The sequence below is a fragment of the Flaviramulus sp. genome, from assembly GCF_982512915.1.
Window position 1 is genome coordinate 1 of the sequence record NZ_CEWOCJ010000042.1, and the last position, 5,330, is coordinate 5,330.

5 protein-coding genes are annotated in these 5,330 nt (G+C 28.6%); all 5 read right to left on the reverse strand.

Annotated features, from left to right (window positions below; translation table 11 throughout):
* Positions 1-698, reverse strand: a 698-nt coding sequence (locus tag AC1XJX_RS13415) for a glycosyltransferase (RefSeq protein WP_482004500.1), incomplete at its 3' end; no start/stop codon positions are given.
* Between the two features lie 8 nt (positions 699-706).
* Complete coding sequence (locus AC1XJX_RS13420; protein WP_482004501.1) at positions 707-1,462, reverse strand: FkbM family methyltransferase; 756 nt, start codon at positions 1,460-1,462, stop codon at positions 707-709.
* A gap of 207 nt (positions 1,463-1,669) precedes the next feature.
* Positions 1,670-2,989, reverse strand: a complete 1,320-nt coding sequence (locus AC1XJX_RS13425) for a glycosyltransferase family 2 protein (protein WP_482004502.1) — start codon at positions 2,987-2,989, stop codon at positions 1,670-1,672.
* Positions 2,990-3,023: 34 nt separating this feature from the next.
* Positions 3,024-4,205, reverse strand: a complete 1,182-nt coding sequence (locus AC1XJX_RS13430) for a glycosyltransferase family 4 protein (RefSeq protein ID WP_482004503.1) — start codon at positions 4,203-4,205, stop codon at positions 3,024-3,026.
* A gap of 88 nt (positions 4,206-4,293) precedes the next feature.
* The coding region (locus tag AC1XJX_RS13435) for an asparagine synthetase B family protein (RefSeq protein ID WP_482004504.1) at positions 4,294-5,330 on the reverse strand (1,037 nt) is incomplete at its 5' end.

Here is a 5,330-nt window from a genome sequence, read left to right on the forward strand (position 1 = left end):
TTTGAAATTGTTGAATCTAAATTAATAGCATTATTAAGTTTGCTCTTTATAGAATTATAATAATCCTCATCTTGAATTTTACCTACTAAAAGCAGTGGTTTATTCATACTTTCTGCAAGTTCAATTGCGAAGGCATTATTTTTATTTCTTTTAATATTCGAAACTAAAATAAAATCAAAGTGCTTTGATATCTCTGCCTTATTATCTTTTTTGACAATACTATTCTCAAGTAAAAAAACATTTTTAAAAGAAATACCAAGATATTGAATTGCCCATTCTGTAAGTGAACGACTCACGCCTATATAATATTTTGGTTTAAAAATTTGAGAAAGTAATAAATGAAAATTCTTTTTTTTATTAAACAATCCATGATCTTGAAGTATTATTTTGCCATCAAAAGGAAATAAAAAATTAACTAAAGCCACATACCTATAAACATGTTTTAAATGGCAATGAATTATGTCAAATGATTTTAAATTTTGACTACATTCTTTCATCTTTATTAAGCTCCATTTATTTTTTCTATGTAATTCATGCTGTACAATGCCTTGATTCAACTCAGACTTCAACAATCCACCATCTAATAAAAATAAAATCGATACTTTTTGACGATTTTCAAAAAGAATATTATTCATATTTACAAAAACTCTTTCTGCTCCTCCAACATTTAATGTGTCAATAACTTGTATAATTTTCATCTCATTCTTTATAAATAGCTTGGAAAATCATCCGCAAGTGGCATTAGTAAAAAATGACATCTACCTCTATGTTTAACCTGGTCTGAACTTATCAACTTTTGTTTATCCGTCAAATACCATGCAACATACCCAACTTCATCACACCAACTTAATACTTTATCTGTATTTTCTTTCATAGACAACACTTCATTGGAATGCATCTCTACTAATATTTTAATCCGATTTGATTTAGCCGTTTCTTTTGAACCATTTAAAACAAAAAATTCTGCCCCTTCCACATCAATTTTTATAAAATCAGGAATAGATTTAAAAAAGGTTACCAAAGTATCAAGTGTAACCGTTTGAACTTTATACGACATTCCAAAAACTGCTGCCGTCTCGGCGTGACTTTTAAACATCGAGCCAGCTGATCCATGGCCAACAGTATAGAAATCAATTTCTTCGTCATTTTTATCGCTTACAAAACCCAAAAAAGATTTTGTTTTGTGAATATAATTATTATTAATTACATTCTTATTTGCCAAACTTAACGCCTCAGGATTTGTATCGATCATAATCACCTGTTGTATATTATCGTTAGTCAATGCTACTAATGCTGTTTTTCCAATATTACATCCTACATCAAAAACTATAGTACTATTTAAAGCCAATGCATTAAACCAAACTTCATCAGCATCCTTTTTTGAGCCAAAAGTTCCTTTTACTACTTTAAGAATTTTACCATTAAGTTCATGAAAAAATAATTTCTCTTTTTTATTCCTCAACTTTACGGATATAGCACTGATAATTTTTTTAAATTTCATATATTTTGATAATTAAATTTTAACTTTATAAATGTAACTGATTTTCTAAAAAAATTATATAATTCAAAATAAATAATTCTATAAAATTCTACTTAAATAAGTAAAACCTTAATTTTTTTCATATTACACTTTAAATTGCTCGTTTAATCAATAAAACAGGCTATCCTTTTACTTATTTTTCAACATTTTAGAAGCTGCCTTCCATGACAAATAAATTTGGAAAAAAACTAAAGGCAAAACAAATAGAGTGAGAAGAAAAATAATCACTTTCCCAAATTTACTTCCTTTGTATTTATAAGGAACTAAAGAGGGAATTATTTCTTTAGTTAATAAAAAACTGGTTGTTTTATTTCCGAAATACTTTCTTGAAAGATATAAAACACTAGGCACAGGCCTTGGTCCAAATAGTTTTTTTGGTCGCCAACCGTCCCAACTTCCCATTTGACGCAATCCGCCTTGACTAACTTTAAGATGGATTCGTTTTGCCTTATAATTAGAGATGTTTTTATATCCATTTAAATAACAACGCAAACCATATTCACCATCGCCCATGCGTTGCTTTTCAAATTGTAAATCAAAAAAACCAATTTTATAAAAAATTTCTTTTTTCAACAAAACATTACCTGTATCTAACTGCTCACTCCATCTAAAATAACGATAATGTTTAGGGATTTCTGCTCCTACAACACTAAGAGAAACACCAGAAGACAAATCGGCTTTAAAAAAATCTAAACATTTTAAATGCTCTTCAATCCAATCTGACTCTACTAATGAATCATCATCGTATAATAAAATATAATCGCCTTTCGCTTTTTGAATGGCTTCATTCCTTGCTTTCCACAATGCTTTTTCCTGTTGGTGCCAATAAGTTAAATTAAAATTCCATCCTTTATAAAAATCATCTTGAAAAGGTTCTGTTTGATCAACTACAATAACTTCAAAATTTTTATAGGTTTGCTTTTCTAAATCAATAAATACATCTTTCAGATATTGATAACGATTCAAAGTTGGAATTACAACAGAGATTAAAGGTGCTTCTTTTACTAATTCACTATTATAATCATGGTATTTTGGGTAAGAGTAAACTTGATTAGAGTAGTCTATTCTTTTGACATTTTTGTGTTTATTAAAAGCAACATATTCTTTTAATGGGTTATTAAATGTAAAAATCCTTATTATTAATACATATAAAACCCAAGCAGTGTGAAAATTTTTCTTTAAAAATAAATACTCATCTGCTAAAGGCAATTTTGTTTCACTCCAAATATCTAGACCAACTTCCTGATTTTCATGTATAAAACCTGACTGAAAGGCAGTCCACGCTAAATCTCTAGCTATGCTTTCTTTGGAAGTATATCTGTTTTCTTTTTTAAAAACACAACCTGCTTCTTGCAGTTGAAATTCAGTTGGAAAATAACCAAAATCTTTGTTTGATTTTAAATTAAAGTACCAAATAGGTTTTAAATATTTTAAGAAGTTAAAAATCATAAATTAATTCGCTAATTATCTATTGTATATATGGTTAGTTTTTATAAAACAACGTAAATAATTTACTTTGGTTTCCTATATTAAACTCTTCACGTACCCTTTTCATTGCATTTATTTTTATTTCACTAAGGATTGTTTTGTCTAACTGTACAACTTCAATCATTTTATCGGCCAATAATTTAGGGTTTCGTTTAGGAACTACCCATCCTGTTTTTTGATCAATTACATTCTCAATTAATCCATCGGCATCACTAACGATACACAATAACCCCATAGCTTGAGCTTCTAACACTGCATTCCCAAACCCTTCTTGTTTACTATATTGAATGTAATATTCATTTTCTTTTAGAATAGCTTTAACTTCTTGATGCTGAATTTTACCTTTAAAAGTAACATTTTCTTGCAATCCTAATTGATGAACTGCAAAAATAAGGCTTTCTAATTCAACTCCCTCACCAATAATCGTATAATGAAACGGAATTTTATTATTTTTAAAAATAGAAAATGCCTCTAAAGTATGTTCAATATCTTTTATCCAATGAAGTCTACTAATTGTTAAAAATTGTTTTACATTATTAATCATTTTTTCCTCACTTACTTCAAAAAGGGTTAGATCAATTGCGGGAGAAATTTTAAAAATAGCACTAGATGAAATCCCTATTTTTATTAAAGTAGTTTTCATCTTTTCTGATAAAACATGGTACCTAACTTTTTTTGAAAATAACAGGGCATAGCAGTCATGATGCTTTGTAGGATAAACGTAAAAATCAAATCCTCTAAAACTAACTGCCATTTTAGCATTTATAGCTTCAGCCACATGCTCACTTTGTAAAGCCATGGTGCCAAATCCAAAATGCAACCAAGTGAGTTTGTGAGAAAAAAAATAACTATTAATACATATGTTTTTAATCGAATTTATATCAGACAATCCTTCTTTTTTATTTAACTGAAATAATATTCTTGCACTTTTAAAATAAAAAAGACAATTAATAAAAATTAATAAAATCTCAACAACTAAAAAAGGACGAATAGTAAAATTGGGCGAGAAAACTGTTTTACATTTTGGATGTTTTTTCCGAGATTTAGATTTAGAAAATAAAACTACCTCAAAACCATTATCTTGCAATCCCTTAATTTTAGAATTAAAAAATGTCTCAGAATAAGCTGGTATATTGGGCAAAACCAATCCTATACGTTGTCTATTTTTTTGATTCATTTTTTAAGGTTTAATAAAACTTTAATCATTATCGATAGCATATCCCTTTTTTGAACTTATTTTAAATTCCAAAGTAAACTTATCGCTATTATACTTGTTTATTTATTTTTGCAAACAATGAAAAAGTTAATAACGTACTAATGGGATGGGAATATTTCAAAAATTCATTTCCTTTAAAATGTTTATAAATTTCTTCTGTTAATTCGGGGTCTACAAAGTATTTATAGGCTTCATTTTCAAACAACCATTTTTTTAATTGCTTATCATTTTCTGCACCCATAAACTGATTTTCATAATTATTTACAACGCTGTTTTTAATTAAAAATTCTTTTTTAAACTTAGCATAAGCTCGAAAAGGATAATTTAAAGGAGCTTTATTTAAATGATAATTATACAAATTAAAAGGGTGATGATCTTGCCAAGCAATTTTAGCCAAAGTAGGGTTTCGCATTTTCAAATAGGCTATTTGTAATTGTCGACCTGCTAAATATTTCTCTGGAACAGAGCATATAAACTCACACATTCGATTGTCATAATAAGGCAAAGTAACGGGAGCCACAGATTCAAAATAAGAAAAATTTACACTTGTCCAACGTGGGGCCCAATAAAGACTTTTAAAAGCTCTAATTTGAGCATTCGCACTCGTTGGAATATTAATTTCTTGGAGTAAAACTGAAATTCTATTCTTCAAATACGATTCAAAATCGCCTTCTAATTGCCACGACTTCCACAACTCTATTCCTAATAATAATCCGCCTTTTTTTAACACTTTTTTAGACATCAACTCCACTTGACTCTCAAAAGAAAGATTATCGTCCACATGCATATCATCAAAAAGCACATCTCCCCAGTGTCCGAGGCAGAAAACGTCACCCATATCAGATAGTTTATCTAAAACTGCAACTTGCCTAGGATGTGTAAACTCAGTGTAACATTGATTTATAGATGCAGTTCTTTCAATATTTTTCCACAAATAACTTTTAGGAATTGACCATTTTTTAAATGGAAATTGACAAACTTTTGCTATTTTTTCAGCAAAATAGGTTTCGTTTAATCCGTTTTCAAATTCATAGCTATAGCTTTGTACGTCTTTTTTTAAATGAAATAGTCCTGCTGCTTGCGTTC

What these genes read in the sequence shown, in the direction of transcription:
- AC1XJX_RS13430 (WP_482004503.1), bottom strand. Translation starts at nt 4,205, where the DNA reads ATGAATCAAAAAAATAGACAACGTATAGGATTGGTTTTGCCCAATATA.
- AC1XJX_RS13425 (WP_482004502.1), bottom strand. Translation starts at nt 2,989, where the DNA reads ATGATTTTTAACTTCTTAAAATATTTAAAACCTATTTGGTACTTTAAT.